This is a genomic window from Rhodoplanes sp. (genome assembly GCF_013377085.1).
Lineage (GTDB): Bacteria > Pseudomonadota > Alphaproteobacteria > Rhizobiales > Xanthobacteraceae > Rhodoplanes.
Genome location: NZ_JACAAX010000042.1, coordinates 1 through 24131 on the forward strand (window position 1 = coordinate 1; position 24131 = coordinate 24131).

Genomic DNA, 24131 nt, shown 5'->3' on the forward strand with positions numbered 1-24131 from the left:
CGCCCAGCACGGTCGCGATCAGGGCGAGGGGCGGCCACAGGCGCTCCCAGAACACCGCCCAGCGGGCCCGGGTCAGCGCCGGGCCGAGAACGGCCGCGGGCGTGTCGGGAGCGGACGGGGCGGGCCGGTCGGGGGCAGGGGTCTGATCGCTCAAACAGCTCTCCGGGGGTGCGGCCTCTCGGGTGTCCGCTGCTGGGATATAATGGTCAGCCTCTCGGCTATAACACGCGTCGTTCCCTCCTGGCATGCGGCCGCGGCCGAATTGCGTCGGTTCACGCCATTGTCAGGACGCGCCCGAGGGCTGGTCATGCAAGGGACGGGCCGGGGAGGAGCCGAAGGGGCTTCTCATGCCGTCTCGGCAATGTATGCGGCGGAGAGCTGCGCCAAGTCGCCGAATGTGAGCTCGTCCGTGGCCAGATCGCGCTGGCGACAGATGATGGGCAGCCGGTCGAGAAACCTGTCGAACTCACGCGCGATCGCATGACCGCCCGGCACCTTCGGGTCGTTGCTCTGATCCCTCAGCCACGCGGCCAGGTCCTTGATCAACCGACGATGGTCGTCGCCGTGCGCGTGGACGTCCTGTCCGGCGATATCGGAGATGAACTTCTGGTATCTGTACGGCTCGGTGTCGAAAATCGTACAGCGCTTCGTTCCCTGGCCTCGTCCGAATTTCTTGGCGCCGATGAAGACGCCCAGCTCGAACGGCATGTTGAATCGGGGGAGACGGCTTTTCCGATCCAGCTCCGTCCGCGAGATATCGTGAACGCCGTATCGGCACGCCGCGACGATCTTGCAAATCTTTTCGAGGCGGGTCTCGGAGGCGTCGTCCACCTCGAGCGCGCAGCGGGGCTGAAACCCGGACCGCTTGACGGTATAGACGATCGCCCTGAAGAGAAGCTGGTACTTCGAATCGAACGGGCAGTTGATGAAGACGTTCCGGTTGGTCGCGGCCATCCGGCGCACCCGCCTATGCCTTTTTGAACAGCTCTCGGATGGTCGTGCGAATTTCGTCGGAGGTGAAGTGCGTCGGCTTCACGGCCGGGCCGAGAATGACGACTCCGTCCCGTGTCGTGCCGACGACTCCGTATTTTCGTGCCGCGCCTTTTTTGGCTGTCGGTTTTGCGGCGGCCTTCTTGGGGGCGGGCTTCTTCGCTGCCGTCGATTTCGTCGAACGCGATCGTGCCGCGGATGCGGTAGCCCGTCCGGTGGATGTCGAAGCGTCTTTCATGGTCTCAATATCGGCGAGCCGACCCGACTCTGCAACCGCGATCGCGCCGATTGTACGTCGCCTCACAGCCACTCCGGCAGCCTGTCGTGCGCGATGATGTCGGCGACCTCCAGCCGCGGGCGCACCACGGCCCATTTGTCGCCGTCGACCAGCACCTCGGGAACGAGCGGGCGGGTGTTGTAGGTGCCGGCCTGCACGGCGCCGTAGGCGCCCGCCGACATCACGGCGATCAGGTCGCCGGCCTTCGGCTCCGGCATGTCGCGGTCGAGCGCCAAAAAGTCGCCGGACTCGCAGACGGGGCCGACCACGTCGGCGACGAGGTGCGGCGTGCCGGCCACGGGTGCGACCACCGGGCGCAGCGCGTGAAAAGCGTCGTAGAGGGTCGGGCGCACCAGGTCGTTCATGGCGGCGTCGACGATCACGAAGGTCTTGGCCTCGCCGCGCTTCACGTAGAGGACGCGGGTCAGCAGAATGCCGGCATTGCCGACCAGCAGGCGGCCCGGCTCGAACAGCAGCGTGCAGCCGAGGCCGCGCGTCGCCTGCTTGACCACCGCCGCATAGGCCCCGGGATGCGGCGGCTCCTCGTCCTCCTCGCGATACGGGATGCCGAGCCCGCCACCGAAGTCGATGTGCGAGATCGTGTGGCCGTCGGCGCGCAGCACCCGCACGAAGTCGGCGAGCAGCGCGAAGGCGTCGCGGAACGGATCGAGCGCCGTGATCTGGCTGCCGATATGCATGTCGACGCCGGCGACCTGCAGGCCCGGCATTTTCGCGGCGCGCGCATAGACGGCGCGGGCGCGCTCGATCGGGATGCCGAACTTGTTCTCCGCCTTGCCGGTCGCGATCTTGTGGTGCGTGCCGGCGTCGACGTCCGGATTGACGCGCAGCGAGATCGCCGCGTGGCGGCCCTTGGCGGCGGCGATCTCGGACAGCAGCGCGAGCTCCGGCTCGGACTCGACGTTGACGCTCAGGATGCCGGTGTCGACCGCCAGCGCCAGCTCTTCGGCCGTCTTGCCGACGCCCGAGAACATGATCCGCTCGGGCGGGATGCCGGCCGCCAGTGCCCGGCGCAGCTCGCCCCCCGACACCACGTCGGCGCCGGCGCCGAGCCTGGCCAGTGTGCGGATCACGGCCTGGTTGGAGTTCGCCTTCATGGCGTAGCAGATCATCGCCGGAACATCGGCGAAGGCGTCGGCGAACACCCGGTAGTGTCGCACCAGGGTTGCGGTCGAGTAGCAGTAGAGCGGCGTCCCGACGACTTCAGCGACGTGGACGAGGTCGACCGCCTCGGCGTGCAGCACGCCGTCGCGATACTCGAAATGGTTCATGGGCGGCCTCGGACGGCGTTTTCGTGCAGCGTGTCGGTGGGAACGGGTTTCGGTTTGGCGCGGCATGGGCGCACGTCGCGCCGCGCGCCCGCCGGAACCGGCTCACGGGCCAGCGTTTAGAGCATTTTCCGGCGGAACGGAAACCGGTTTGCGCACGACAATGTGGCCCTGCCGATCGAGCGCGCGTCGCCAGCCCGAATAGGCGCGATCCCGGTCGCAGCGCCCTAATTGAGCAGCGGGTCGAGCAGGAAGCCGCGTTGCCGCGCCGGCGGCAGCGTCTGCTGGGACGGCTGGCTCTGGCCCGACAGCTCGGGCACGATTCCGGACGGCGAGCGCCAGCCGGGCTGCTGCTGCTGTTCGGCGGGCGTCGGCACGGCCTGGGCGGAGGGCGGCGCATCGAGCGCGCTCTTGCGGCCGCAGCCGGCGAGGCCCAGCGCCGCGGCGAGCGTCACCAGCGCCAGCACCCGAAGCATCCGGGTCCGACCCACGAGCCTGTCACGCCCCATCGCATCACTCCCCCGTGCGGGCCGGATCCCGGACTGTCCGCCGCCGGAGCGAGCGGAATCATCCAAGCCGGCCGACCGCCGGACACCGAACCGGACCCTACCGCATCGGCGAGCGGAAATCGGGCCATTTCGGGGAGACTCGGCGTTTTTTGGCGCGACCGTGTGATCCTTGCATCATCGCGGCCCGGATTCCCCGCCCCGTGACCCGCCGCCGGACGCCGGGAAGGCTCCGTGCCGGCGCCGTCGCGGAAACCTCTGCTGAACCGGGAGGTCGGCCGAGGGCCGACCGGCTCAGACCGCCGGCCCGGCGAGGCGTTCCAGCCAGGCGGAGGCCTGCGCCCGGACATTCTTCGGCGCCGTGCCGCCATAGCTGGCGCGGCTGTCGACGGCGCTGTCGACGGTCAGCACCCCGAACACCGCCTCGGTGATCCGCGGCTCCACCTCCTGCATCGCGGCGAGCGGCAATTGGGCGAGGTCGACGCCACGCTTCTCGGCCGCCTGCACGATCTTGCCCGTCACATGGTGGGCTTCGCGGAACGGCATGCCGAGCACCCGCACCAGCCAATCGGCGAGGTCTGTCGCCGTCGCGTAGCCGGCGCCGGCGGCGGCCCGCATGCGGTCCGTGTCGGGAGTCATGTCGCGGACCATGCCGGCCATGGCGACGAGCGACAGCTCCAACGCCGAGAGCGCGTCCATGGCGCCCTCCTTGTCCTCCTGCATGTCCTTCTGATAGGCGAGCGGCAGCCCCTTCATCACCATCAGGAGCGCGGTCAGCGAGCCGCAGATGCGGCCCGTCTTGGCCCGCACCAGCTCGGCCGCGTCGGGATTGCGCTTTTGGGGCATGATCGACGAGCCGGTCGTGAACGCGTCGGTGAGCTTCAGGAAGCCGACCAGCGGCGACGTCCAGATCACGATCTCCTCGGCGAAGCGCGACAGATGCACCGAGGCGATCGCCGCCGCCGACAGTGTCTCCAGGACAAAATCGCGGTCCGACACGGCGTCGAGCGAGTTCGCGGTCGGCCGCGAAAAGCCGAGCGCCGCCGCGGTGTGGTGGCGGTCGAGCGGGAACGAGGTGCCGGCCAGCGCCGCCGAGCCGAGCGGACATTCGTTGAGCCGCGCCCGCGCGTCGGCGAAGCGGCCGCGGTCGCGCCCGGCCATCTCCACATAGGCGAGCAGGTGATGGCCGAACGTCACGGGCTGGGCGGTCTGCAGATGGGTGAAGCCCGGCATCACGGTGCCGGCATGGGCCAGCGCCTTCTCGGCGAGCGCGCGCTGGTAGTCGGCCAGGAGCGCGTCGATGCCGTCTATGGCGTCCCGCACGAACAGCTTGAAGTCGGTCGCCACCTGGTCGTTGCGCGAGCGTGCCGTGTGCAGCCGGCCGGCGGCCGGCCCGATCAGGGTCGCGAGGCGCGACTCGACGTTCATGTGGATGTCTTCGAGCGCGCGGCTGAACTGGAACGTCCCGGCCTCGATCTCGCCCAGCACGGCGTCGAGCCCCCGGGCGATCTCGGCGGCGTCGGCGGTCGAAATGATGCCCTGTTCGGCGAGCATGCCGGCGTGCGCCTTGCTCGCCGCGATGTCCTGCCGGAAGAGGCGCCGGTCGAAGTCGATCGAGGCGTTGATCTCGGCCATGATCGCGGCGGGCTCGCTTTCGAACCGTCCGCCCCACATCTTGTTGCTCATCGCGCGTTCCTGCAGTGTCGGCCCATGACCGAGAATCTTGAAACTCCGATCCCAGAGACCGGCTCTTCGGCGAGTGACGGTTCAACCGGCGCACCGTCGGCCGCCGGAGACACCCCCGCCCGTGCGCCGCGCAAGATGTTGCTCGCCGGGCTCGCGCTCGGCGTCGCCGTCGCGGTGGGCGCCGGGGCGGTATACGGCCTGACGGGTTTCGGGCGCAATCCGCCGCAGACTGCGGCCTGCGGCCCCGCCCTGAGCCTGGCGCGAAAGATCGCGCCCCTGTCGCGCGGCGAGGTGGCGGCCGTGGCGGCGGCCGACACGCCGCGGTCCTTGCGCGAGCTCGCCTTTTCGGACGGCGCCGGGGCGCCAAAAACGCTCGCCGACTGGCAGGGGCGGACCGTTCTGCTCAACCTGTGGGCGACCTGGTGCGTGCCGTGCCGCAAGGAGATGCCGGCCCTCGACGCGCTCCAGCGCAGCCTCGGCGGACCCGGCTTCGAGGTGGTCGCCGTCAATGTCGACACCCGCAACCCGGACAAGCCGCGCGCCTGGCTCAAGGAGGTCGGGATCGAGGGACTGGCCTATTACGCCGACCCGAGCGGCAAGCTGATGCGCGAGCTCGGGGTGTTCGGCCTGCCGACCACGGTTCTGGTCGACCCCTCGGGCTGCACCGTGGCGACGCTCGCCGGCCCGGCCGAGTGGGCGAGCCCCGACGCGCTGGCGCTGGTCCGGGCCGCGCTGGCGCGGTAACGCGTTCCGACTGTTGCCTAGACCGAAATATCCATCGCCGTGCCGATGCCGTGCGCCACGTTGGCGAGGCGCTGGCCGTTGTCGGCGGCGGCCTCGACCATCTTGGCGATGTCGGCGTCCTGCTGGGCGCCCATCTTCACCATCTTGGCGGCGGCGGCCATCTGGACCTGGCTGGTCTGGGCGCTGATTGCTGCCGCTGCGAGTGCTGACGTATCCATGACTCTGCCTGCCTGTTCGTCGTTGTTTGCGGCATGACAGCGTCGAGGCCGTCACGCCGAAGTCGTCACACGGACGTGTCGAGCTGAGCCTTGGCGACCTTCGCCTGGGCCTCGGCTTGCACCCGTGCGGCCGCGCGTTTCGCCGCGATTTCGGCCAACCCGCCGCTGAGGTTGTGGGACGAGCTCGAGAACACGTCGCTGACCGTCGCCAGGTTCGTCTCGGCCTGGGTGTTGTAGGCCCGCTGCCGGGTGCGCCAGTTGGTCACCTGGTCGTAGCTCGACCGCGTCGAGACCCAGTTGAACTGCGACGAGACGATTCCCATGGCTCGCTCCTCGGCGGCAGCGTAGGCGTCGTCCCGTTAATGAAGCGTCACCAGGCGCGCAAAGATCGCGGGGCGGCCATGCGCCATACGATGGGCACATGCGCGATCCGGCGCGGCGGCGGCGCGGTCGGTCGGTGATGGGGGCGCTATTTCACCACGCCGGAGACGCAGCAGGGCCGCTGACGCGGCGGCACGATGCGGTCCTTGAGATAGCAGCGCGGCGCCGGGCCGATATAGCCGGCGCGCAGGAACGTCCAGGCCCGGCAGCGGCTCTCGCCCTCGCAACTGGCCTTGCAGGTCTGCCAGGTCGCGTCGGCGGCGAGGTCGAGGGTCTGGAAGTCGCCGCCGGCACGATCGATGCCGATCTCGGCGCGCCCGTCCTGCGGCTCGATGACGCCGGCGCCCTTGACGCCGGAGACGCAGCAGCCGTCGGCATTGCGCGGCGGCACCTGTGCCTTCAGCCGGCAGGCGGCGCCGCGCTCGGCGGTCGGATAGATGAAGCTCCAGGCACGGCAGCGCACGTCGCGCTCGCAGCGCGCCGCGCAGACGGCCGGGTCGGCGCTGCGCACCGCGAAGGTCGAGTAGTCGCTGCCCGGGCGGTCGAAGCCGACCTGGGCGGAGACAGGCGCGAGACTCGTGACGACGAGGAGGCAGAGCGAGACGACGCAGAGCGGGAGCAGACGGAACGGGACGAGATGGAGCGGGTTTTTCAGGCGGGCGCAGAACGACACTGTGGCTCGCGTCATCGTCGGCTCCGCCTCGCTCGTGCGCGGTGGTTGTACGTCGGGTGTGTCGGCCGAGATGTAGCGCAAAAGCCGGCGGCCGAACAGCGCGGGAGGCCAAGGCGCCGGCATGCCATCGCCCCGCTTTGTCGCTCGGGACGGCCAGGCCCGTCGGTCAGCCGAGCGACACCACGGTGGCGCCGAGCAGGCCGACGAGATCGCCGGGCTTCATCTCCACCTGCAGGCCGCGGCGGCCGCCGTTGAGCACCACGGTCGGATGCTTCAGCGCGTCCTGCTCGACGAACACCCGCACGCGCTTCTTCTGGCCGAACGGCGAGATGCCGCCGACATGATAGCCGGTGATGCGCTCGGCCTCGGCGGGCGGCAGCATCTCGGCGTGCTTGGCGCCGGCCGCGGCGGCGAGCTTTTTCAGACTTACCTCGCGGTCGGACGGCAGGATGACGCAGACGGCCTCGCGGTCGGCCCGCGCCATCAGGGTCTTCAGCACGCGGCCGGGGTCGAAGCCGAGCGCCTCGGCGGCCTGCAGGCCGATGCGGGGCGCGTCGGGGTCATAATCGTATTCGTGCAACGTGAAGGCGACACCGGCCTTCTGCAGGGCCTGGGTGGCCGGCGTTCCTTTCGCCATGGCAGGTCCCCGGCGGTGGTGGGTCGATCAGTAGGCGGATTCGTTGAACACCGGGTCGACCGAGCCGCCCCAGGCGCCGTGATACTTGGCCAGCAAGGTCTCGGCCGGCGTCTCGCCGCGCGCGGCGATGTCGTCGAGCGGCGCCAGGAAGCGCGTCTCGTCGCGGCCCATCCAGTCCTGGCGGGCGCGGCGAACGAGGCCGGCGCGGGCGATGGCCAGGCAGTCGCGGGCGAGATCCAGGATGGTGCGGCCCGCGATGGTCGCCTTGAAGCCGAGCCGCGGCACCTGGTCGCGCAGCGACTGGCGCTCCTCGGCGGTCCAGTGCTTGGCCAGATCCCAGGCTGCGTCGAGGCCGGCGTCGTCGTAGAGGAGGCCGACCCAGAAGGCCGGCAGCGACGGCAGGCTGCGCCACGGCACCGCGTCGGAGCCACGCATCTCCAGATAGCGCTTGAGCCGCACCTCCGGGAAGATGGTGGAGACGTGGTTGGCCCAGTCCGACAGGGTGGCGCGCTCGCCCGGCAGCACGGCGAGCGTGCCGGCCATCAGGTCGCGGAACGATTGTCCGGCGACGTCGATATAGGTGTCGCCGCGCTTGACGAAATACATCGGCACGTCGAGCGCGTAGTCGACCCAGCGCTCGTAGCCCATGCCGGGCTCGAACGCCCACGGGATCATGCCGGAGCGGTCGGCGTCGGTGTCGCGCCAGATCTCTGAGCGGAACGAGAGGAAACCGTTCGGCCGCCCTTCGGTGAACGGCGAGTTGGCGAACAGGGCGGTGGCGACGGGCTGCAGCGCCACCGAGACGCGCAGCTTCTTGACCATGTCGGCTTCCGACGAGAAGTCGAGATTGGTCTGCACCGTGCAGGTCCGGTACATCATGTCGAGGCCGAGCTTGCCGACCTTCGGCATGTAGTTGGTCATGATCCGGTAGCGGCCCTTCGGCATCACCGGCATCTCGGTGCGGGTCCAGGTCGGCGCCATGCCGAGCCCGAGAAAGCCGATGCCGAGCGGCCCCGCCACCTCGCGGAGCTGGGCCAGATGCGCCTGCAGCTCCGAGCAGGTCTGGTGGATGGTCTCGACCGGCGCGCCCGAGAGCTCGAACTGGCCGCCCGGCTCCAGCGAGATGGCGCCGCCGCCCGTCACGTCGGCCATGCCGATGATGCGGTCCGCCTCCAGGATGGGCTCCCAGCCGAGGATCATCTGCATGCCGTCGAGCAGGGTGCGGATGCCGCGCGGGCCTTCGTAGGGCACCGGCTCGTGGCGGGCGAGCGTGAAGGCGAACTTCTCGTGCTCGGTGCCGATCCGGAACCGCTCCTTCGGCTTCTCGCCCGCGGCGAACCACGCGACGAGGTCGTCGCGCGACTGGAGCGGCGTCATATCGATCACGTCACGAGCCATGGAACGTCCCGGTGGGCGAAAGCGCGGCGACCTTACACGGCCGCGACGAAAGAGCAACGTGGTGCACCGGCGTCCTTTTTCGGGCTGGCGGCGCGGGCCCTCGCGGGAGCTGCGGCGACCGCGCCGGCCGCCGCGAGGTAACCGCAATCACGGGTAAATTTTTTCGCCTGGAGACTTTGTGCTAGAGCAGGGCCCCTCAGGCCGGAACGGCAATGGACCGGAGCCGCGTTTGGACGTGAAGCGTGCGATGACAGCCCGGCACAGGACCGGCCAAGCGAGGACCGGCCAAGCGAGCGCAGGCCGGTGGGCCGTGCGTCTCCTGGTGGTGCTCGCCCCGTTCCTCGGAGGCTGCGCCCAGAATCTCGACCTCGGCATCCTCTATGCGGCGCCGGGCAAGTACGACTATCTGCGATGCCAGGACCTGCCGCCGCGCCTCGCGGGGGCGGTCGCCCGCGAGAAGCAGCTCGACGACCTGATCAGCCGCGCCAATCAGGAGCCGGCCGGCGCCGTGGTGAGCAGCGCCGCCTATTCGGCCGACCTCGCCCAGGTGCGGGCCGAGCAGAAGATCCTCCGCCAGGCTGCGGTCGACAAGAATTGCGGCTCGATCGAGCCAGGCGCCGCACCGCCTGCTGCGCCGCCCGGCACTCCCCCGCCAGCGCCGCCCGCCAGGCGGTGAGCAGCGGCGTTTCGGCGCTCTGCGACAACTCGCCTTCATCGTGAATATGGCCGGGCTCGACCGGCGAGATCACCGCGGCCCCTGTTGCAGGGCGCGTTCGAGCGCCATGCGGATGAACCGCTGATAGGGCACGCCGACGCGCTTCGCCTGCTGCTGCACGGCCTTCAGGAGCGCCTCGGGCAGGCGGAGATTGACCGACTTGTCCTTGGGCTTCATCTCGAAGCGCATCGGGACCATGTCGGATAGGTCGTAGTCGGTCAGGTCCGCTCCGGCCACGAACGCCTCTGCCTCGGCGTCAGTCTTCAGTGTCGGCAGCTTTTGCAGCTTCTTTTTCATAATGCTGCACCTCCTTGCGGTGCATGTAGCGGGCGCTCACGGGCCGGATGAGCGTGTCGTCGCCGCGCCGTCTCAGCGTGGGCGACGAACACGTGCCGCCCTGCGTCAGTCGTCCCGACTGCCTTGAGCCGTTCTTCCTGGGCCGAGTGGTGAGGATCGGGCGCCACCATTATGGGTCGTCGGAACAGGCTCTCGATCTCCGCGACGGACACACCGTGCTTCTGGCATTTCGTTCGGTTGCCCCGGTCCCAATCGAAGCCGGCGACGTCCATTGCATCTGGCTCGCAATTATATAGGCATTTGTATAGGCATTTGTAAATGCACGAGCCGTCGTCCAGGGCTGCTCCGGAGCCCGTCGTCGGCTGCGAGCACTATGAAACGACGTCGAGATTTCTGTTTCAAGCCGTCGCGGAGCGGTGTCCGCCGTGCCTTTACCGACCGAGCGTGCCGCCCCTCACCCCGGCTTGCGGCTGAGCACGAACACGGCCTGCTCGCCGAACAGGTTCCAGAACCACCAGGGGGCGTCGATCTTCAGCGCCGTGCCCCACGGGTCGAGCGCCACCGCCTTCTCCATGCGGGCGCCGGTGAGCGCGCACATCTCGTTGAAGTCCTTGATGGTGCAGAAGTGGATGTTGGGCGTGTCGTACCAAGTCTCGGGCAGGTTGGCGGTGCGCGGCATGCGGCCGTAGAACAGGAGCTGCAGGCGGATGCGCCAGTGGCCGAAATTGGGGAACGACACGATAGCATGGCGGCCGATGCGCAGCATGTGCTCGATCACGTCGCGCGGCCGCCGCGTCGCCTGCAGGGTCTGCGACAGGATCACATAGTCGAAGGCGTCGTCCGGATAGCTGGCGAGATCGGTGTCGGCGTCGCCCTGAACCACGGCGAGGCCCTTGGCGACGCATTCGTTGACGCCCTCGCGCGACAGCTCGATGCCGCGCCCGTCGACGCCGCGCGCCTCCAGCAGGCGCAACAGCTCGCCGTCGCCGCAGCCGACGTCGAGCACGCGTGAGCCCGGCTCGACCATCTCGGAGACGAGCAGCAGGTCGACGCGGGCACCGCCGGGACCGCGGACGGTCTCGGCCATGGTGAGATCACGCGGCGCGCGGGCGAGCATCACGATGCGATCCTCTCGATGACGATCCTCACGTTACGAGCCCCCTGGCCCGGCCGGCCGAATCGAGGAAGCCGCGCACGATGCCGAGCAACTCCGGCTCGTCGAGCAGGAAGGCATCGTGGCCCTTGTCGGTCTCGATCTCGGCGAAGGAGACGCGCGCTCCGCCGGCATTCAGCGCATGCACCACGGCGCGCGATTCCGGCGTCGGAAACAGCCAGTCGCTGGTGAACGAGATCACGCAAAAGCGCGTGCGGGTGCCCTTGAACGCCTTGGCCAGCACGCCGTCGTGATCGGCGGCGAGGTCGAAGTAATCCATCGCCCGGGTGAGGTACAGATAGCTGTTGGCGTCGAAGCGTTCGACGAAGGTCGAGCCCTGGTGGCGCAGATAGCTCTCGACCTCGAAGTCGGCATCGAACGAGAAGGTCGGGTTGTCGCGGTCCTGGAATCTCCGGCCGAACTTCCGGTGCAGGGCCGTGTCCGACAGATAGGTGATGTGTGCGCCCATGCGGGCGACCGACAGGCCGCGGCGCGGGCTGGTGCCCTCGACGAAATAGCGGCCGTTGCGCCACTCCGGATCGGCCATCACGGCCTGGCGGCCGACCTCGTGGAAGGCGATGTTCTGGGCCGAGTGGCGGGTCGCGGTGGCGATCGGCAGGGCCGAGAACACCCGCCGGGGGTAGCTGGCGCACCACTCCAGGACCTGCATGCCGCCCATCGAGCCGCCGGCGACCGCGAACAGCGTCTCGATGCCGAGGTGGTCGAGCAGCATGGTCTGGGCCCGCACCATGTCCTTGATGGTGATGACCGGGAAGTCGAGTCCGTAGGGTGCGCCGGTGGCCGGGTCGGTGGAGGAGGGCCCCGAGGTGCCCATGCAGCCGCCGACCACGTTCGAGCAGATGACGAAGTAGCGGTCGGTGTCGATCGGCCGGCCGGGGCCGATCATGATGTCCCACCAGCCGCCCTTGCCGGTCACCGGATGGACGTTGGCGACATGCTGGTCGCCCGTGAGGGCATGGCAGATCAGCACGGCGTTGCTCTTGGTCTCGTCGAGCGTGCCGTAGGTCTGGTAGGCGACCTGGAACGGCGCCAGCGCCACGCCACAGTCGAGCTGCAGCGGCTTGTCCCGCCCGAACTCGGCCAGCTTCGAGCGCGGCCGGTCGGCCTCGCGCACCAGCACGGGCAGCTTCGTCTCGGCCTTGGCGGGGGTCGTGCTCATTGCGGTCGGGCGGGCCTCCCGGTGTGTCGCCCGTCGGCGGGCCCCCCATGGTCGGGGCAAACCGGCCTTCGGGCAAGCCATCTCGGCCGCCGCGGAAGCGACGGTGGGCCGACACGGGTCGGGCTTACATAGGGCGGGCCGGCGCCCTGTCAATGTTTTCTTTGCCTTCGCACGAGCAGCAAATTATCAACCACATCCGTGAGATGGGCAGCACGCCACGGTCGTGGTCGCAGCCCCGCCGCCCGTCCTGCCCGCCGCCAGGAGTGCTTGCCATGGCCCCCCCCGATCCCTCGCTCGCCGGCCTGCGCGCCGAGATCGACCGCATCGACGAGGCGATGCACCGCCTGCTCATGCAGCGCGGCGACATCATCGCCCGGCTGATCGAGGTGAAGCGCACGGCCGAGACCGGCTCGGCGTTCCGCCCCGCCCGCGAGGCCGACATGATGCGCCGGCTGGTCGAGCGGCACCGGGGCATTCTGCCGCTCGACACGGCCGAGAGCATTCTCCGGGTCATCATCGCCACCTTCACCTATGTCCAGGCGCCCTACCGGGTGCATGCCGACCTGTCGACCGGCGAGGCGGCGATGCGCGACAGCGCCCGCTTCCATTTCGGCTTCACGGTGCCGTTCGAGGGGCATCTCGGCGCTGCCGGAGTGATCAAGGCCCTCGACGGCGCCCACGGCGACCTCGGCCTGGTGCCGGCCGCCACCAGCGCAGGCGGTGCCTGGTGGACCGCCCTCGAAGGCCCCGACGCGCCGAAAATCATCGCCCGGCTGCCGTTCGTCGAGCGGGCCGATCACCCGGCCGGCCTGCCGGTGTTCGCCATCGCGAGGCCGCATCCGGACGCGCTGGTGACCGAGGTGCGGCTCTACAGCGTGCGGGTCTCGGGCTGGAGCCTGAAGGCTGCGCAGGCCGTCGGCATGCTCGCCGAGGTTGTCGCGGTGCCGGACGGCGCCTTCGACGGGGCAGCCCTGCTGGTGTCGGTGCCGGCCGGGCGGACCATCGAGGAGGTCATCGCGGCCCTGGTCGGAGCGGGGGCCTCGGTGCGTTCGCAGACCCTCGTCGGCGGCCACGCGACCCGCTATACCGTCTCGGCGGAAGGCGCCCTGGTCCCGACCGGGCACTGACCGCCCAGAATTCTGACTCGTCGTGCCGGCCTGGGGCCGGGGATCCGCGGTGTGGCCTCAGGCTACGCAACGACGTGGATGGTCGGGACACGCCCGGCCATGACCGAGGACAGAACGGCCGATACCGCTGAAGGTTTTGTCATGTCCAGTTCCCGCCCGCAGCCGCGCCCCGGCGTCCTGTCGATTTCCGCTTACGTGCCCGGCAAGAGCGGCGCCCCCGGCGCCGCCAAGGTGTTCAAGCTGTCCTCGAACGAGTCGCCGCTCGGCCCCAGCCCGCATGCCATCGCGGCCTACCAGGCGGTCGGCCAGCATCTGGAGGACTATCCGGACGGCGCCGCGACCCGGCTGCGCGAGGCGATCGCCGGCGTCTACGGGCTCGATCCCGCCCGCATCATCTGCGGCGCCGGCTCGGACGACCTCCTCAACCTGATCGCGCGGGCCTATCTGGCCGACGGCGACGAGGCGATCCACTCGCAATACGGCTTCCTGGTCTATCCGATCGCCACCATGGGCACGGGCGCCAAGCCCGTGGTGGCGCCCGAGAAGGATCTCACCACCGACGTCGATGCCATCCTGGCCGCCGTGACGCCGCGCACGAAAGTCGTGTTCCTGGCGAACCCGAACAACCCGACCGGCACCTACATCCCGTTCGACGAGGTGAAGCGGCTGCATCGCGGCCTGCGGCCCGACATCCTGCTGGTGCTCGACGCGGCTTACGCCGAGTACGTCAGCCGCAACGATTATTCGACCGGCCTCGAGCTCGTGGCCGAGAGCGAGAATGTCGTGATGTGCCGGACCTTCTCGAAGATCCACGCGCTCGCGGCGCTGCGGCTCGGCTGGATGGTCGGCCCGGCTCATGTGGTCGACGCGGTCAACCGCGTGCGCGGACCGTTCAACGTCAATGCGCCGGCGATCGACGCCGGCATCGCGGCTGTCGAGGACGCCGGGCACATCGAGCTCTCGCGCGCCCACAACGACCGCTGGCTTCCGTGGCTGTCGGAGGAAATCGGCAAGCTCGGCCTCACCGTGACGCCGAGCGTCGCCAACTTCCTGCTGATCCATTTCCCGGGCACGAACGGCCACACCGCGCAGGCCGCCGACGCCTTCCTCACCGCGCGCGGCCTGGTGCTGCGCTCGGTGGCGAGCTACGGGCTTCCCGCCGCGCTGCGCATGAGCGTCGGCACCGAGGAGGCCAATCGACTGGTGGTGGCGTCGCTCGCCGAGTTCATGGCGGCGTGATCACGACCGTACAGGACGAGTCTGCTGCTCGCGGCACGGCGCCGGTTCTCCCTCTCCCCGCACGCGGGGAGAGGGTCGGGGTGAGGGGGCGCCTCCGTATCCTCGAAATGCCCCCTCACCCGGATCGCTTCGCGATCCGACCTCTCTCCGCACGGCGAGGAGAGGTGGAACGTGCGCCACGGCGCATATTTCGGAGCAGATCGCGCCGCGGCGATCGTTCCACAAAGACGGCTCGGACATGACCACACCCCTGTTCAATCGGATGGCGCTGATCGGCGTCGGGCTGATCGGCTCCTCGATCGCGCGGGCGGCGCGCGAGCAGGGGGTCGTGCGCAGCATCGTGGCGACGGCGCGCTCGGGCGCGACCCGGGCCCGCGTCGCCGAGCTCGGCATCGCCGACCGGGTGGTCGACACCAACGCGGCCGCCGTCGAGGGTGCCGATCTCGTCATCCTCTGTATCCCGGTCGGCCAATGCGGGCCGGTGGCGGAAGAGATCGCGTCGCGGCTTGCGCCCGGCGCCATCATTTCGGACGTCGGCTCCGTGAAGGCGTCGGTCGTCAAGGACGTCGCGCCGCACCTGCCGGCCGGCGTCCACTTCGTGCCGGCCCATCCGGTCGCCGGCACCGAGAACTCCGGCCCGGACGCCGGCTTCGCCGAGCTGTTCATCAACCGCTGGTGCATCCTGACGCCGCCGGACGGCACCGATCCGGGCGCCACCGACAAGCTCGCGACCTTCTGGAGTGCGCTCGGCGCCAATGTCGAGACCATGTCGCCCGAGCATCACGACCTGGTGCTCGCCATCACCAGCCATCTGCCGCACCTGATCGCCTACACGATCGTCGGCACGGCCGACGAGCTCGGCCGGGTGACGCGCTCCGAGGTGCTGAAATTCTCGGCCGGCGGGTTTCGCGACTTCACCCGCATCGCCGCCTCCGATCCGACCATGTGGCGCGACGTCTTTCTCGCCAATCGCGACGCCGTGCTGGAGATGCTCGGCACCTTCAGCGAGGATCTCGCCAAGCTCACCCGCGCGATCCGCCGCGGCGACGGCGACACGCTGTTCGAGCTGTTCACACGGACGCGTGCCATCCGCCGCGGCATCGTCTCGATCGGCCAGGACTCCGACACGCCGGATTTCGGCCGCCCGCACGAAAAGCTGCCGCCGCTGCCGCGCCCCTACATGGCGGACGGGGAGTAGGGGAGATCTCTATCATGACCAACGACAACGCACCGCCCGACATCGCGAACCTGGAAACCCTCCGCCGCACCGATTTCCGGACTCTCGGCGAGCGCATCGAGGGCAAGGTGCGCGACATCTACGTGCAGCCGGAGCGGCTGGTGCTCGTCACCACGGATCGCCATTCCTCGTTCGACCGCATCGTCGCCCACATCCCGGGCAAGGGCGAGATCCTGAACCGCACCAGCGCGTTCTGGTTCGACGCGACGCGCGACATCGTGCGAAACCACGTGATCGCGCTGCCCGACCCCAACGTCACGGTGGCGCGGCGCTGCACGCCCTTGAAGATCGAGATCGTGATGCGCGGGTACCTCACCGGCGTCACCTCGACGTCGATCTGGACGCACTACCAGGCCGGCCGGCGCGACTTCGGCTCGATCGTGCTGCCGGACGGCATGCGCAAGAACCAGCCGCTGCCGGCGCCGGCGTTCACGCCCTCCACCAAGGAGGCGACGCACGACGAGACCATCACGCCGGCGCAGGTCTTGGAACGCGGCCTGCTGCCCGCCGACTTGCTGGAGCAGGTCGATGACACGGCGCAAAAGCTGTTCCGCCGCGGCCAGGAGATCGCGCTCTCCCGCGGCCTCATCCTGGTGGATACCAAGTACGAGATGGGGCTCGACGCCGACGGCGAGCTGACGCTGATCGACGAGATCCACACGCCCGACTCCTCGCGCTGGTGGATGGCCGACACCTACGAGGCGCGTGTCGCGGCCGGGCAGGAGCCCGACTATTTCGACAAGGAGTTTTTGCGGCACTGGTTCGTCGAGCACTGCGACCCGTACAAGGACGCCGTGATCCCGGAGGCGCCTCAGGCGCTCGTCGCCGAGCTGGCCGTTCGTTATCAGCAGATTTTTTCGCGACTCACCGGCCGGTCGCTGACGCCGCGCGAAAAAGGTCAGCCGATCCTGGAGCGCATCCGCGACAACGTCGCGGCTTATGCGATCTGACGTCAGGAGCAGCAGACACCGACCCGTCGGTCGTCACCGCCGGGCTTGATCCGGCGGTCCATCTCTTCGATCCGAATCGTTTTTCAGGAGGAATTCGCGGGTCGCGTCCGCGAACGGCGGAGCGAGAATGTCGTGCCGTCGGTACGCTTCTCCGTTCCCCGTCGCAGCCCGCAGTGGGCTGCGCTCCGGGCGGGCTGCGGTCCGCGCTGTCTGTTCCGACAATTAACCTCCCGTTAACCATGATTTCCTAAATGTTACGGCACGTTTCGAAAGGTGCCGAGGCTCGACATGTCCACTGTCATCGGGGCGAGCACGTCGTCGCTGCTGGGCTATGCGACCGGGGCCTACGGGCAGAAAACGACCGGCGTGCAGACCGCGATCTCGCCGCTCGTCACCGGCGACACGACCACCTCGACCAATACGTCCGCGACCTCGCTGACCTTGTCGGAGGAGGCCAAGGCCTATCTGGCGGCGATGTCGAAGACGGCCGACAACCCGCCGTCCGGCTCGGCGCAGGCGCGCGCACAGGCGGCGCGCGCCTGGCTCGATCAGCAATACCAGACGCTCGGCATCTCCTCGGCGCTGGTCGACGGACAGACGGCCGTCGATTTTTCGGGCCAGAGCCGCTCGACTCTGGCGGTGATCGCCGCCGACACCGGCGATCTGTTCACGGCGGACGAGACAAAGGCGGCCGCGACGGCGCTGCACGCTCGCTTCGACGACGCCATGGCGCCGCATGCCGTGATTGCCCGCCACACCGGCGACTATGCGAGCCTCTATGCGGCGGCGGCCGATTATCTCGACGCGGCCGGCCCGGAGGAACGCGGGACCACGGCCTGGACGAAACAGCGCAAGGCGGTCGCCGACGGGCTCGCGGTCGCGCAGGCGAGCTTCGGCAAGGCGCCCAAGACCGGCAATGCCGACGATCCGGTGCGGACGATGCTCGACGCCAGCGCGACGGCGTCGCAGACGCCCAGCAAGACCCAGGACGCCGCGACGATCGCCGCGAAGGCGCGCGGCGCGCTCGACGCACAAGCCAATGCGGCCAAAGACGCCGGCACCGACTTGGTGTTCAACGCGTCGCAATCCGGGCAGAAGGTCGATTTCCAGAAGTTCGACAACCGCACGCTCGCGACCGTTGCCCAGAACAAGGACGGCCAGTTCTCGGCCGAGGAGACGCGAGCGGCCAAGAAGGAGCTCGACCAGCGCACCCGCACCACCATGCTGTCCGCCTTCACCGGGTCGGGCGGCGATGCGGCGACCCGCAGCGCGGCGCTGATCAAGCAATACACCTCGATGAGCGCCGAGGAGCGGGCCGTGCTCGGCTTCGGCGACGACTTCACCGACAAGATCCTGAAGAACTACAAGACGGTGTCGAGCATCCAGAGCATGCTGGACGGCGGCAGCTCGTCCACCAGCGGCTCGTATTTCTGAGACCGGGACATGCGACGTCCAGGCAGATTGCCTGGTGGTCATTCCGGGACGGCGAAACGCGCCGGACCCGGAATCCAGCCGAGATCTGAGCGTTTGTGGCTGGATTCCGGGTTCGCACCTGCGGTGCGCCCCGGAATGACGGCGTGAATTTCGCCGTATCGGTCGCCTTCAGGCCGGGTTCTCCAAACTGAAGGTCTGCTTCTGATCGTCGTAGGCGAAGGCTTCGCCGTAGCGGGCCCAGCTCGTGACGGCGCGCAGCGTCTGCTCGGCGGCGTCCGGCGTCATGTGGTCCTCGAGCTCGTCGAGAAAGCGGCCCTTCGGCGCGGTGTGGTGGGTGCGCTCGTCGAGGATGCGGCGGATGTGGCCGGCGAGCGGGACATGCAGCAGCAGGTTGCGGCCGAAGAGCTGTTTGCGCAGGTCGGTTTCGGCATCGGCGAACTCGGTGCCGGCCTCGGTCAGCTTGATGTCGCCGCCCTCGATCTCGACGAAGCGCAGCATCTGCAGGGTTTCGGCCACCGGGAACAGGTCGTCGACCTCCATGTGCAGCGCCGAGGCGATCACGGGCAGGTCGGCGCTGCCGTTGTAGGGCGCTCCGGCGAGCCGCTCCAGCAGGCCCGACAGCAGATTGGTCGACACCTCCGACAGGATCGTGTCGATGCCGATGCCCGGCAGCCGGTCCAGCCGGGCGAGATGGCGCTGTGCCTCCTCCTGGCGCGCCGTCATGGCGATGTAGATGCGGTCGACCAGCGCCCGGAAGCTCGGGTCGAGCCGGTCGCGCGGCTGCGGCAGGTCGACCGCGATCTCGCCGATGATGCGGCCCGGATTGGTGGAGAACAGCAGGATGCGGTCGCACATCTGCACCGCCTCCTCGATGTTGTGGGTGACCAGCACGACGCCTTTGATGGGCAGCTTGCCGTCCGACCAGAGATCGAGGAAATCGGTGCGCACGGTCTCGGCCGTCAGCACGTCGAGGGCCGAGAACGGCTCGTCCATCAGCAGAATGTTCGGGTGGACGACGAGTGCGCGGGCGAAGCCGACGCGCTGGCGCATGCCGCCGGACAATTCGCGCGGATAGGCGGATTCGAAGCCGTCGAGGCCGATCAGGTCGATCGCCTCCAGGGCGCGGCGGCGGGTCTCCGGCTGCGGCAGGCCGAGCGCCTCGAGGCCGATCTCGACGTTCTCCAGCACGGTGAGCCACGGAAACAGCGCGAAGCTCTGGAACACGATGGCGATGCCGGGCGGCGGCCCGTCCACCACGGTCCCGAGATACGACACGCGGCCGCCGGCCGGGCGCGACAGGCCGGCGATCAGGCGCAGGAGCGTCGACTTGCCGGAGCCGGAGCGGCCGAGAAGGCCGACGATCTCGCCGTCGGCGATGCGCAGGTTGACGTCGTCGAGCACCAGCAGCTCGCCTCCGTCCGGCCGCGGGAAGGTCTTGCGCACGCCCTGCACGTCCAAGAGCACCGCGTTGTCCATGGGCACGATCCTTCCTGCCGGTCGACCTGCGTTCAGCCGAGCCGGAACTTTCGTTCCGCGTACAGATAGAGCGGCCGCCAGAAGGTCCGGTTGATGACGACCACGAAGGCGCTCATCACGGCGATGCCGAGCACGACGCGATGATAGTCGCCGGCCTCGGTCGCCTTGGCGATGTAGGAGCCCAGCCCCGCCGCCTCCAGCCGGTTCTGGCCCCAGCTCGCCACCTCGGCGACGATGCTGGCGTTCCATGATCCGCCCGACGCCGTGATGGCGCCGGTGACGTAGAACGGGAACACGGCCGGTAGCGCCACCTTGCGCCACCACAGCCAGCCGCGCACCTTCAAGTTGGCGGCGACGTCGCGCAGCTCGCTCGGGATCGTCGTGGCGCCGGCGATCACGTTGAACAGGATGTACCACTGGGTGCCGAGGATCATCAGCGGGCTCAGCCAGATGTTCGGGTCGAGCCGGAACGCGACGATGCCCGAGACGGCGATCGGGAACAGCAGATTGGCCGGGAACGCCGCGAGAAATTGCGCGATCGGCTGGACGATGCGGGCGAGCCGCGGGTTCAGGCCGATCCGGATCCCGATCGGCACCCAGACCAGGCTGGCGATGGCGATCAGCACGAAGACGCGCGTCATGGTGGCGAGGCCGAGCACGACCGTGGTGGCGACCTCGGAAAGCGGCACGCCGGAGAGGACGTAGAGGGCGATCTGCCACACCGCGACGGCGACGACGAACAGCACGGTCGCGGCCCAGGCGCGGTCGGCCCAGACAGAGCCGGCGCTCGAGCGCGACTTGCCGTGTCCCGCGGCGCGGCCCTTCGGCGCGATCCGGTAGCTCCAGCGCATCGCCGCTGCGACCGGCGCCGCCGTCATCCGGACCAGCCGCGAGCCGCGCACCATGGTGACGAACCACGAGGTCGGCGGCGGCACGCCGGTCTCCTGCTCGAACCGGAACTTGTCGGCCCAGGCGACCAGCGGGCGGAACAGGAGCTGGTCGAAGATGGTGATCACCACCAGCATGGCGCCGATCGCCCAGGCGATGGCGACGAGATCGCGCTGCGCGATCGCCAGCGCGATGTAGGAGCCGATGCCGGGCAGCGTCACGGTGGTGTCGCCGACCGTGATGGCCTCCGAGGCGACGACGAAGAACCAGCCGCCCGACATCGACATCATCATGTTCCAGATCAGCGCCGGCATCGCGAACGGCACGTCGAGCCGCCAGAACCGCATCCAGGCGCCGAACCGGAAGCAGCGCGACGCCTCGACCAGGTCGTCCGGCACGGTGCGCAGCGACTGGTAGAAGCTGAACGCCATGTTCCACGCCTGGCTGGTGAAGATTGCGAACACGGCGGCGAGCTCGGCGCCCAGCACCCGGCCGGGCGCGAGCGACATGAAGAACACGATGGTGACCGAGATGAAGCCGAGGATCGGCACCGACTGGAGGATGTCGAGGAGCGGCACCAGCACCAGCTCGGCGCGGCGGCTGCGCGCCGCCAGCGTCGCATAGGTGAAGGTGAAGACCAGCGAGAGCAGCAGTGCCGTGAGCATGCGCAGCGCGGTGCGGGCGGCGTATCCGGGCAGGTTGCCCGGGTCGAGCCCGATCGGCGTCGTGTCCAGCGTGTCGATGGGCATGGCGAGCCCGCGCCCGGCCTCGGCGAGGACGACCAGCACGCCGAGCACCAGGACGACGGCGACGACGTCCCAGACGCTGAACGGCGGCCGGCGCGATTGCACCGAGATCGGAGTGCTCGCCCGGCCCTTCACGATGCTGTGCCGCTCCTGTCGTATTCGCGGGGTGCGTCGTCCCGGCCTCGGCCCCGGCGGGCCGGGGCCCGTCGCCGCAACGTCCCGGCCGGGACACACGGCCGTTGTAGACAACGAGCGGGCGGCCCTTGGCAAGGATCGTGTCGGCTCGTCGCGCCGGCCCTACAGACGGCTCGTGACGTCAAGGTGACGCAGCCGGTTTGCCGGGCCGACACGAGCCCGAGGCGGCCGCGCCGGAGCGCTGGCCCGGCCGGTCGGCCTTCTGAATAGTCTCTGCACGTTGCGCGTGCAGGACGTCGGCTTGCGTGACCGTGCCGGCGACGCTAGAAGCGCGATGCGTCGCACCATGACATCGCAGAATGCGCGGTGCGTCACTGCCACGGGGGCCGACCCAGACCATGCCGTGACTGCATTTCCGTAAGGCCGCCGGCGCCCAAGCCCGGACCCCCGACCTGCCCCTCCCCGAACCGCAAGAGTCCCGATGTCCACCGAAACCCTGACTCCGCCCTCCGCGGCGGACGCCGGCGCGTCGACGCGTATCGCCGCGGCCTGGCGCCGCGCTGCGTCGCGCCGCGGCGCGTCCTGGATCGTCGCGCTGGTGCTCGGTGCCGTTCTGGCCGCGATGGTGTGGCTGCAGATGCACAGCCAGGACGAGGCGGACAGCCGCGACCGCGACACCCGCCTGCGGCTGGTCGCCGGCACGCTCAACGGCGCCTTCGACAATGCCGGCAAGTTCGCGCTGTCGCTCGCCGAGGCGACGGCCCGGCGTCCGGACGTGGTCGAGGCGCTGGCCGCCGGCGATCGCGGCCGCCTGCAGGTGCTCTCGCAGGGACCTTACGATTATCTCAGCCGGCAGGCGGGCGTGCAGATCTACGGCTACCACACCATGGATCTGCGCTATCTGCTGCGCATGCACCGGCTCGACGCGTTCGGCGACGACATCTCGGGCTTCCGCCCGATGATCGTCGCGGCGAACCGCGGCCGCCGCGCCCAGACCGGCTTCGAGATCGGCATCGCCGGCCTCGGCATCCGCGGGGTTGCGCTGGTCGACCGCGGCGGCGCGTCGGCCGCTCCGGGCGGCGGGTCGGGTAATTCCGACCGGCAGCCGGTCGGCACCATGGAGGTCGGCCTCGACGTCCGGCCGATCCTCGACCTGGTCAAGGCCTCGACCAACACCGACATCGCCGTGGTGATCGCGCCCTCGATGGTCGGCGTCGCGCTCGATCCCAAGCTGCCGCGCTTCGGCGATCTGGTGCTGGCGCTGTCCACCGACGACGACCTGTTCGCCGCGATGCTGAAGACGACACGGCCGCGCGCCCTGCGCGACGTCGAGGTCGACACGCGGGAGATCGAGGGGCGGCGCTTCAGCATGCTGTCGCAGCCGCTGGTCGACTTCTCGGGCCGGCAGGTCGGCATGACGATCGCCCTGGAGGAGATGGCGAACACGCGCGGGCGGCTGCGCACCGAGCTGATCGTCACGGCCTTGTGCGGCGGCATCCTCGCCTGGGTCGTCTTCGCCGTGCTGTTCCGCCACGCGCTCGCGGTCGTGCATCGGAGCCGGCGGTGAGGCGGCACCTTCTCGCCGTCGCGCTGCTTTGCGTCTCGATCGGCGGTGGCTTCGCCGGAGAGCGCGCGGCCGGGCCCGCTACGCCCGGATTTGCCGCGCCCGCGCTGCCGGCGACCAGCCTGCCCGATTCGGTCGAGCTGCCGGTGCGGGTGCGGCTGGCGCTGCGGGTCCTCAACGTGCTCGACGTCAAGGAGACGGCCGGGCAGGGCCGCTTCCATGTCGAGATCACCCAGCGCTGGACCGATCCGCGGCTCACCTTCGACGCCGTCGCGGTCGGCTCCGGCCGCATCGATCGCATCGCCGGCGAGGCCGACGCGTATCTGGCCGGCATCTGGACGCCCGGGCTGGTCATCGACAATCAGATCGGCGGCAAGGAGTCGCGCACCGTCGCGGTCGCGACCTATGCCAATGGCGACGTCGTGCTGATCGAGCGGTTCGAGAGCGACTTCCGCTTCCGCATGAACATGGACGCCTTTCCGTTCGACCGCCAGGAGCTGACGCTGTCGCTGTCGCTGCCGCGCTACGCCAAGCAGGAGGCGATCCTGATCGCCACCGAGACCGACCGGCAGCTCTCCGGCATCGAGGAGGCGCCCTCGATGGTCTACTGGCAGCCGATGCGGCTGCGCTTCGCCAACCAGGAGAGCATGGGCTGGAACGCCCGCAGCTATTCGCGGCTGGCCGTGACGGCCGTGCTGGCGCGCCACTCCGACCGCTACATCCTGCGCATCTTCGTGCCGCTGTTCGCCGTGCTCTCGGTGTCGCTGTTCGTGCTGTGGTCGCCGGCGCTGCGCGGGCAGGAGAAGGACAAGGGGACGATGATCTTCTCCTCGCTGCTGGCGCTCGCCGCGATCAGCTTCACGTTCGAGTCGAGCTTCCCGGGCTCGATCTCGCTCAACACGCCGGTCGCCCAGATGATCTCGCTCGGCTATCTGTATTTGGTGCTGGTGCTGATGATCGAGGTCGGCCTCACGGCGGCCTGCGCCGACCCCACCGCCCGCTTCCACGCCGGCTGCGTCGCCCTGCAGCGCCAGATCAAATGGGCGCTCCCTGTCATGATGCTGATCGTCTGCGCCGGCATCGCGGTGCGGGCCCTGCCGGGGTGACGGCGCCGGTCGGCGCGGCGCGCGGTCGCACGCCCGTGACCACCGGCGAGGGAACGCCCGCCGCTACGGCGCTGTTGAGGTACCGGGA

At 69.4% G+C, this 24131-nt stretch carries 25 protein-coding genes; 9 read left to right on the forward strand and 16 right to left on the reverse strand.

Annotated features, from left to right (window positions below):
• Positions 1 to 345 precede the first annotated feature (345 nt).
• The 5 genes from HXX10_RS23380 to argH all read right to left on the reverse strand — a co-directional run bounded on the left by HXX10_RS23380 (position 346) and on the right by argH (position 4745).
• Positions 346 to 954: a hypothetical protein gene (locus HXX10_RS23380; RefSeq protein WP_296525673.1), complete on the reverse strand. Its 609-nt coding sequence runs from the start codon at positions 952 to 954 to the stop codon at positions 346 to 348.
• A gap of 13 nt (positions 955 to 967) precedes the next feature.
• Positions 968 to 1228: a hypothetical protein gene (locus HXX10_RS23385; RefSeq protein ID WP_296525674.1), complete on the reverse strand. Its 261-nt coding sequence runs from the start codon at positions 1226 to 1228 to the stop codon at positions 968 to 970.
• Positions 1229 to 1290: 62 nt separating this feature from the next.
• Entirely contained in the window at positions 1291 to 2556 is a 1266-nt protein-coding gene (gene lysA, locus HXX10_RS23390) for a diaminopimelate decarboxylase (protein ID WP_296525675.1), read from the reverse strand.
• Positions 2557 to 2780: 224 nt separating this feature from the next.
• On the reverse strand, positions 2781 to 3029 hold the full coding sequence (locus HXX10_RS23395; protein ID WP_296525676.1) for a lipoprotein: 249 nt from the start codon (positions 3027 to 3029) through the stop codon (positions 2781 to 2783).
• Positions 3030 to 3353: 324 nt separating this feature from the next.
• Positions 3354 to 4745: an argininosuccinate lyase gene (gene argH / locus HXX10_RS23400; RefSeq protein ID WP_296525677.1), complete on the reverse strand. Its 1392-nt coding sequence runs from the start codon at positions 4743 to 4745 to the stop codon at positions 3354 to 3356.
• 135 nt (positions 4746 to 4880) lie between these two features.
• Between argH and HXX10_RS23405 the strand changes: the two genes are divergently transcribed.
• Positions 4881 to 5489 carry a TlpA disulfide reductase family protein gene (locus tag HXX10_RS23405; protein WP_296525678.1) on the forward strand — a complete coding sequence of 203 codons (609 nt, stop codon included), beginning with the start codon at positions 4881 to 4883 and terminating at the stop codon, positions 5487 to 5489.
• Between the two features lie 17 nt (positions 5490 to 5506).
• Here HXX10_RS23405 and HXX10_RS23410 read toward each other — a convergent pair whose 3' ends face one another.
• From HXX10_RS23410 to HXX10_RS23430, 5 genes are all read right to left on the reverse strand, one after another.
• A complete protein-coding gene (locus HXX10_RS23410; RefSeq protein ID WP_296525679.1) occupies positions 5507 to 5707 on the reverse strand; it encodes a hypothetical protein in 201 nt (66 codons plus the stop codon).
• Positions 5708 to 5772: 65 nt separating this feature from the next.
• Positions 5773 to 6030 (reverse strand): hypothetical protein, encoded by a 258-nt coding sequence (locus HXX10_RS23415; protein WP_296525680.1) that lies wholly within the window; start codon positions 6028 to 6030, stop codon positions 5773 to 5775.
• 146 nt (positions 6031 to 6176) lie between these two features.
• The gene (locus tag HXX10_RS23420; protein ID WP_296525681.1) at positions 6177 to 6776 is read right to left on the reverse strand and encodes a PAN domain-containing protein; all 600 of its coding nucleotides are present in this window, start codon (positions 6774 to 6776) and stop codon (positions 6177 to 6179) included.
• A gap of 151 nt (positions 6777 to 6927) precedes the next feature.
• The gene (gene ybaK, locus HXX10_RS23425) at positions 6928 to 7398 is read right to left on the reverse strand and encodes a Cys-tRNA(Pro) deacylase (protein WP_296525682.1); all 471 of its coding nucleotides are present in this window, start codon (positions 7396 to 7398) and stop codon (positions 6928 to 6930) included.
• Positions 7399 to 7425: 27 nt separating this feature from the next.
• Positions 7426 to 8796: a glutamate--cysteine ligase gene (locus HXX10_RS23430; protein WP_296525683.1), complete on the reverse strand. Its 1371-nt coding sequence runs from the start codon at positions 8794 to 8796 to the stop codon at positions 7426 to 7428.
• 310 nt (positions 8797 to 9106) lie between these two features.
• On the opposite strand from HXX10_RS23430, the gene HXX10_RS23435 reads away from it, so the two are divergent.
• Complete coding sequence (locus tag HXX10_RS23435) at positions 9107 to 9472, forward strand: hypothetical protein (protein ID WP_296525684.1); 366 nt, start codon at positions 9107 to 9109, stop codon at positions 9470 to 9472.
• Positions 9473 to 9541: 69 nt separating this feature from the next.
• Here HXX10_RS23435 and HXX10_RS23440 read toward each other — a convergent pair whose 3' ends face one another.
• The 4 genes from HXX10_RS23440 to HXX10_RS23455 all read right to left on the reverse strand — a co-directional run bounded on the left by HXX10_RS23440 (position 9542) and on the right by HXX10_RS23455 (position 12141).
• On the reverse strand, positions 9542 to 9808 hold the full coding sequence (locus tag HXX10_RS23440) for a BrnA antitoxin family protein (RefSeq protein ID WP_296525685.1): 267 nt from the start codon (positions 9806 to 9808) through the stop codon (positions 9542 to 9544).
• The gene (locus HXX10_RS23445) at positions 9805 to 10080 is read right to left on the reverse strand and encodes a BrnT family toxin (protein ID WP_296525686.1); all 276 of its coding nucleotides are present in this window, start codon (positions 10078 to 10080) and stop codon (positions 9805 to 9807) included. Before HXX10_RS23445 ends, HXX10_RS23440 begins: the two co-directional genes overlap by 4 nt.
• Before the next feature lie 182 nt (positions 10081 to 10262).
• On the reverse strand, positions 10263 to 10895 hold the full coding sequence (gene metW, locus HXX10_RS23450) for a methionine biosynthesis protein MetW (protein WP_296525728.1): 633 nt from the start codon (positions 10893 to 10895) through the stop codon (positions 10263 to 10265).
• 58 nt (positions 10896 to 10953) lie between these two features.
• Positions 10954 to 12141, reverse strand: a complete 1188-nt coding sequence (locus tag HXX10_RS23455; protein WP_296525687.1) for a homoserine O-acetyltransferase — start codon at positions 12139 to 12141, stop codon at positions 10954 to 10956.
• A 272-nt stretch (positions 12142 to 12413) separates the two neighbouring features.
• Between HXX10_RS23455 and HXX10_RS23460 the strand changes: the two genes are divergently transcribed.
• The 5 genes from HXX10_RS23460 (at position 12414) to HXX10_RS23480 (ending at position 18128) form a co-directional block, all read left to right on the forward strand.
• Positions 12414 to 13268: a chorismate mutase gene (locus tag HXX10_RS23460; RefSeq protein WP_296525688.1), complete on the forward strand. Its 855-nt coding sequence runs from the start codon at positions 12414 to 12416 to the stop codon at positions 13266 to 13268.
• 141 nt (positions 13269 to 13409) lie between these two features.
• Positions 13410 to 14507, forward strand: coding sequence for a histidinol-phosphate transaminase (hisC, locus tag HXX10_RS23465; protein WP_296525689.1), 1098 nt, complete (start codon positions 13410 to 13412; stop codon positions 14505 to 14507).
• Positions 14508 to 14745: 238 nt separating this feature from the next.
• Positions 14746 to 15705 carry a prephenate/arogenate dehydrogenase family protein gene (locus HXX10_RS23470; protein WP_296525690.1) on the forward strand — a complete coding sequence of 320 codons (960 nt, stop codon included), beginning with the start codon at positions 14746 to 14748 and terminating at the stop codon, positions 15703 to 15705.
• 14 nt (positions 15706 to 15719) lie between these two features.
• Complete coding sequence (locus tag HXX10_RS23475; RefSeq protein ID WP_296525691.1) at positions 15720 to 16694, forward strand: phosphoribosylaminoimidazolesuccinocarboxamide synthase; 975 nt, start codon at positions 15720 to 15722, stop codon at positions 16692 to 16694.
• 288 nt (positions 16695 to 16982) lie between these two features.
• Positions 16983 to 18128, forward strand: coding sequence for a hypothetical protein (locus HXX10_RS23480; protein ID WP_296525692.1), 1146 nt, complete (start codon positions 16983 to 16985; stop codon positions 18126 to 18128).
• 168 nt (positions 18129 to 18296) lie between these two features.
• On the opposite strand, the gene HXX10_RS23485 is transcribed toward HXX10_RS23480, so the two are convergent.
• Both HXX10_RS23485 and HXX10_RS23490 read right to left on the reverse strand, forming a co-directional pair.
• Positions 18297 to 19604: an AAA-associated domain-containing protein gene (locus HXX10_RS23485; protein ID WP_296525693.1), complete on the reverse strand. Its 1308-nt coding sequence runs from the start codon at positions 19602 to 19604 to the stop codon at positions 18297 to 18299.
• A gap of 32 nt (positions 19605 to 19636) precedes the next feature.
• Positions 19637 to 21373, reverse strand: coding sequence for an ABC transporter permease subunit (locus HXX10_RS23490; protein ID WP_296525694.1), 1737 nt, complete (start codon positions 21371 to 21373; stop codon positions 19637 to 19639).
• 481 nt (positions 21374 to 21854) lie between these two features.
• Between HXX10_RS23490 and HXX10_RS23495 the strand changes: the two genes are divergently transcribed.
• Together HXX10_RS23495 and HXX10_RS23500 are read left to right on the forward strand one after the other, a co-directional pair.
• A complete protein-coding gene (locus HXX10_RS23495; RefSeq protein WP_296525695.1) occupies positions 21855 to 22940 on the forward strand; it encodes a cache domain-containing protein in 1086 nt (361 codons plus the stop codon).
• A complete protein-coding gene (locus tag HXX10_RS23500) occupies positions 22937 to 24043 on the forward strand; it encodes a neurotransmitter-gated ion-channel ligand-binding protein (RefSeq protein ID WP_296525696.1) in 1107 nt (368 codons plus the stop codon). Before HXX10_RS23495 ends, HXX10_RS23500 begins: the two co-directional genes overlap by 4 nt.
• Positions 24044 to 24131: the final 88 nt, after the last annotated feature.

What these genes read in the sequence shown, in the direction of transcription:
- HXX10_RS23380 (WP_296525673.1), bottom strand. Translation starts at nt 954, where the DNA reads ATGGCCGCGACCAACCGGAACGTCTTCATCAACTGCCCGTTCGATTCG.
- HXX10_RS23385 (WP_296525674.1), bottom strand. Translation starts at nt 1,228, where the DNA reads ATGAAAGACGCTTCGACATCCACCGGACGGGCTACCGCATCCGCGGCA.
- lysA (WP_296525675.1), bottom strand. Translation starts at nt 2,556, where the DNA reads ATGAACCATTTCGAGTATCGCGACGGCGTGCTGCACGCCGAGGCGGTC.
- HXX10_RS23395 (WP_296525676.1), bottom strand. Translation starts at nt 3,029, where the DNA reads ATGCTTCGGGTGCTGGCGCTGGTGACGCTCGCCGCGGCGCTGGGCCTC.
- argH (WP_296525677.1), bottom strand. Translation starts at nt 4,745, where the DNA reads ATGAGCAACAAGATGTGGGGCGGACGGTTCGAAAGCGAGCCCGCCGCG.
- HXX10_RS23405 (WP_296525678.1), top strand. Translation starts at nt 4,881, where the DNA reads ATGTTGCTCGCCGGGCTCGCGCTCGGCGTCGCCGTCGCGGTGGGCGCC.
- HXX10_RS23410 (WP_296525679.1), bottom strand. Translation starts at nt 5,707, where the DNA reads ATGGATACGTCAGCACTCGCAGCGGCAGCAATCAGCGCCCAGACCAGC.
- HXX10_RS23415 (WP_296525680.1), bottom strand. Translation starts at nt 6,030, where the DNA reads ATGGGAATCGTCTCGTCGCAGTTCAACTGGGTCTCGACGCGGTCGAGC.
- HXX10_RS23420 (WP_296525681.1), bottom strand. Translation starts at nt 6,776, where the DNA reads ATGACGCGAGCCACAGTGTCGTTCTGCGCCCGCCTGAAAAACCCGCTC.
- ybaK (WP_296525682.1), bottom strand. Translation starts at nt 7,398, where the DNA reads ATGGCGAAAGGAACGCCGGCCACCCAGGCCCTGCAGAAGGCCGGTGTC.
- HXX10_RS23430 (WP_296525683.1), bottom strand. Translation starts at nt 8,796, where the DNA reads ATGGCTCGTGACGTGATCGATATGACGCCGCTCCAGTCGCGCGACGAC.
- HXX10_RS23440 (WP_296525685.1), bottom strand. Translation starts at nt 9,808, where the DNA reads ATGAAAAAGAAGCTGCAAAAGCTGCCGACACTGAAGACTGACGCCGAG.
- HXX10_RS23445 (WP_296525686.1), bottom strand. Translation starts at nt 10,080, where the DNA reads ATGGACGTCGCCGGCTTCGATTGGGACCGGGGCAACCGAACGAAATGC.
- metW (WP_296525728.1), bottom strand. Translation starts at nt 10,895, where the DNA reads ATGGCCGAGACCGTCCGCGGTCCCGGCGGTGCCCGCGTCGACCTGCTG.
- HXX10_RS23455 (WP_296525687.1), bottom strand. Translation starts at nt 12,141, where the DNA reads ATGAGCACGACCCCCGCCAAGGCCGAGACGAAGCTGCCCGTGCTGGTG.
- HXX10_RS23460 (WP_296525688.1), top strand. Translation starts at nt 12,414, where the DNA reads ATGGCCCCCCCCGATCCCTCGCTCGCCGGCCTGCGCGCCGAGATCGAC.
- hisC (WP_296525689.1), top strand. Translation starts at nt 13,410, where the DNA reads ATGTCCAGTTCCCGCCCGCAGCCGCGCCCCGGCGTCCTGTCGATTTCC.
- HXX10_RS23470 (WP_296525690.1), top strand. Translation starts at nt 14,746, where the DNA reads ATGACCACACCCCTGTTCAATCGGATGGCGCTGATCGGCGTCGGGCTG.
- HXX10_RS23475 (WP_296525691.1), top strand. Translation starts at nt 15,720, where the DNA reads ATGACCAACGACAACGCACCGCCCGACATCGCGAACCTGGAAACCCTC.
- HXX10_RS23480 (WP_296525692.1), top strand. Translation starts at nt 16,983, where the DNA reads ATGTCCACTGTCATCGGGGCGAGCACGTCGTCGCTGCTGGGCTATGCG.
- HXX10_RS23485 (WP_296525693.1), bottom strand. Translation starts at nt 19,604, where the DNA reads ATGGACAACGCGGTGCTCTTGGACGTGCAGGGCGTGCGCAAGACCTTC.
- HXX10_RS23495 (WP_296525695.1), top strand. Translation starts at nt 21,855, where the DNA reads ATGTCCACCGAAACCCTGACTCCGCCCTCCGCGGCGGACGCCGGCGCG.